We start from the raw sequence: 3,091 nt of genomic DNA, 5'->3' as shown, positions 1-3,091 counted from the left end.
GGTGACGCGGGTGGGGCGCTGGTCGTTGAGGGCGGTGCGGTGGCGTTCGGCGAGGCCGGCGAAGACCTGCGGGAGGGCGTCGGCGGTGCGGGCGTAGTCGGCGACGATGCGCTCGGAGGGGACGCCGAGGAGGTCCAGCAGGAGGGCGGTCAGCAGGCCGGTGCGGTCCTTGCCGGCGGCGCAGTGCAGCAGAGCGGCGCCGGGGCGGGTGGTGGCTTCGACGGCGGTGACGACGGCCTCGGGGGCGGACTCGGCGAGCAGCAGGTAGAACTCGCCGAGGTCGGCGGCGGTGGTCATGGTCGCCATGCGGGCGGTGAGGGTGTCGGTGGCGGGGTTCACCGGGGCGGCGACCACGGTTATGCCGGCGGCCTCGGCGGCGGCCCAGTCCGCGGGGTGGGTCTCGCGCGGGTCGCGCAGGTCGACGATGGTGCGGATGTCGCAGCCGCGCAGCTGGGCGACGGTGGCCTCGTCGGCCGCCGGGAAGGGCTGGGCGGAGCGGTAGAGCACGCCGGGGCGGATCCGCAGGCCCTCGGGGTCGCTGAGGACGGCGGGGTCGCGGAAGTTGACCAGGGGCATGCGAGGGGCCTTTCGGGTGGAGCCGCACGACGAGGTGAGAAGACATCTAGATGTCTAACCCCTCACCGGGGTGCCGGGCAAGCCGCCGCCCACCGGGCGCCTCTCCCATCCCACCGCCGTCGGCCCGCCACGGCGACCCGGAGGCGCCGCCGGGCTTCGTAGGATCGGGGCCGTGGCGACGAACACCCCGAACACCCCGCTGTACCGCCGGCTGGCCCGGCAGCTCCAGGAGCGGATCGACGCCGGCACCTACCCGGCCGGCGCGCGGCTGCCGAGCGAGCCCGAGCTGAGCGCCGAGTTCGGCGTGCACCGGCTGACCGTGCGCCAGGCCGTCGCGGAGCTGGAGCGGGCCGCCGTGGTGGAGATCCGCCGGGGCGTGGGCACCTTCGTCCGCCCGCCGGCCGTCCGCGTCTCGATCGCGGTGGACCCGCGCAGCCAGCGCTTCGACCTCGGCAGCGTGCACGCGGCGCTGCCGGACGGGACGGAGGACGGCGAGTTCGTCGTCGCCGCCCCGCCGGTGACCGGCTCGGCCGAGGACGAGGAGGCCGCCCGGCAACTGGGCCGCACCCCCGGGGAGCTGTCCCGGGTGGACTCGGTGATCCGCCTGGGCGGCCGGGCCCGGGCGGCGTGCAGCTACTGGGTGCCCTTCGGGCCGCTGCCGGCCGAGCTGACCCGGCCCGGCCACGCCGGGAACCTGGTACTGGACCTCGCCAGGGCCGCCGGGGTGGAGCTGGAGTACGACTGGCGGGCCTTCGGCGCGATCGGCGCGGACCTCGCGGACGCCGAGCTGCTGGGCGTCCCGGTGGGCACCCCGCTGCTGGTGCGCGAGGGCGTCAGCTGCACCCCGGACGGCGCCCCGCTGCTGTACGTCCGGCGACGGATCGACGGCAGCAGCGCGCGCTTCGTCCTGCACTTCCGCGAGCACCCGCCGCAAGGCTCCGGGCCGTCAGGATCCTGATAACGTTCACCGCCGAAAATCAGGCCGCACAGGGTTTGGCAGGACACGGTGACCGAGGCGAACGACGACTGCGACATACCCACCGAGCTGGCCGAGGCCTACCTCGCGCTGCTCTCCGACGTCTCCCGCACCGGGCGGCTGCTGCGCCGCGACGAGCTGGAGGGTCTGCGCCGGCTCGGTGAGCAGTGCGCCGAGGCCGGCTACGGGCTGCGCGAGGTGGTCTCGCAGTGCCTGGCGGCGGCCCGACGGGCCTGGCAGACGCTGCCCGGGACGACCGCCGCGAGCAGCGTCGGCGAGCTGCGCCGGATGGGCGACGCCGTGCTGGCCGCGACCGACGCCGCACTGGCCGCGCTCGGCGAGGGGCACGAGCGGGCGCAGCGCCTGGCGGTCCGTCAGGAGGAGGCCGCCAGGCGGGAGTTCATCGACGACCTGCTGTTCGGCCGCAGCGACCTCGGCCTGCTCGCGGAGCGCGCGGAGCGGTTCGGGCTGCGGCTGGCGGGCGCGTACACGGTGGCCGTCGCGGTGGGCGACGAGCCGTTCGCGGACGTGCACCCGCTGGTGCACCGGGTGGAGCGGGAGCTGGCCGGGCGGTTCGGCGAGCGGGACGTCCTGCTGGCCAGCAAGGACGGCCGGCTGGTGTGCATCGCGCCCGACTCCGAGCGGGCCGTGCTGGAGGCCTTCGCGGAGCTCACCCTGCGACCCGGGGCCGGCTACCGCCCGGTGCTGCGGGTGGCGACCGGCCGCCGGCACTCGGGGGCGAGCGGGGTGCTGCGCAGCTACGAGGAGGCTCTGGGCGCGCTGGACTACGCGCAGCGGCTGGGCCTGCCCGCACAGCAGCTGAAGGCCGAGGAGCTGCTGGTCTTCCCGGTGCTGATGCGCGACCGGGCGGCGATGGCCGACCTGGTGCGCAGCGTGCTCGGCCCGCTGAGCGAGGCGCGCGGCGGCGCCCGTCCGCTGCTGGACACCATCGCGGTGCAGGCGGAGGCGGCGTACGTGAACGCGGAGGCGGCGCGCCGGCTGGGACTGAGCGTGCGCACGCTGAGCTACCGGCTGGAGCGGATCAAGGCGCTCACGGGGTACGACCCCTCGGACGCGTTGCAGCGCTTCACCCTGGAGACGGCGGCCATGGGGGCCCGGCTGCTGAACTGGCCGGAGCAGCCGCTCTGACCCAGCTTCGGTAAACCTGCCCTGACCTGCTCGGATCCGTCCTGTTGCCCGGCTGTTGCAGTGTCACGGGCGGCGCGCGTTCCAGGGTGTCAAAGGGGCGTAAAGATTGCCGGATCCTGGCAATGTGCGGACGCCTCCTCCACTGCCATGATCTCCCCGGCGCCGATGCGCGGCGCCGGAGGAAGGGCGGGGGAGCGTGGCCGGGACGGGGGGATTCTTCGCAGCCGCGCTGGCCTTTCCGACGGCGCTGTTCAGCTTCGCGCTGGTGGTGGTCGTCGGGTACTGGCTGCTGATGCTGATCGGCGGTCTGGGGTTCGACGCCATGCACGGGGGGCATGGCGTCGGGCACCACATGGGTGCCGGGCACGTCGGACATGTGGGTCCGGTGGG

General features: G+C 75.1%; 3 protein-coding genes and 1 pseudogene. 3 read left to right on the top strand and 1 reads right to left on the bottom strand.

The window, feature by feature from the left end; all coding sequences use genetic code 11:
• The coding region (locus J0670_RS34225; protein WP_207816252.1) for a tyrosine-protein phosphatase at positions 1-576 on the bottom strand (576 nt) is incomplete at its 3' end.
• Positions 577-748: 172 nt separating this feature from the next.
• Between J0670_RS34225 and J0670_RS34220 the strand changes: the two genes are divergently transcribed.
• The 3 genes and pseudogenes from J0670_RS34220 to J0670_RS34210 all read left to right on the top strand — a co-directional run.
• Entirely contained in the window at positions 749-1,534 is a 786-nt protein-coding gene (locus tag J0670_RS34220; RefSeq protein WP_207816250.1) for a GntR family transcriptional regulator, read from the top strand.
• A 48-nt stretch (positions 1,535-1,582) separates the two neighbouring features.
• The gene (locus tag J0670_RS34215) at positions 1,583-2,701 is read left to right on the top strand and encodes a helix-turn-helix domain-containing protein (protein ID WP_307806817.1); all 1,119 of its coding nucleotides are present in this window, start codon (positions 1,583-1,585) and stop codon (positions 2,699-2,701) included.
• Between the two features lie 196 nt (positions 2,702-2,897).
• A pseudogene (locus J0670_RS34210) lies at positions 2,898-3,091 on the top strand (hypothetical protein); the annotation flags it as partial.

It is taken from the genome of Streptomyces sp. FH025 (assembly GCF_017427025.1).
Taxonomy (GTDB): domain Bacteria; phylum Actinomycetota; class Actinomycetes; order Streptomycetales; family Streptomycetaceae; genus Kitasatospora.
The sequence above is the reverse complement of the archived record's forward strand: the minus strand, read 5'-3'. Positions and strand labels throughout refer to the sequence as shown.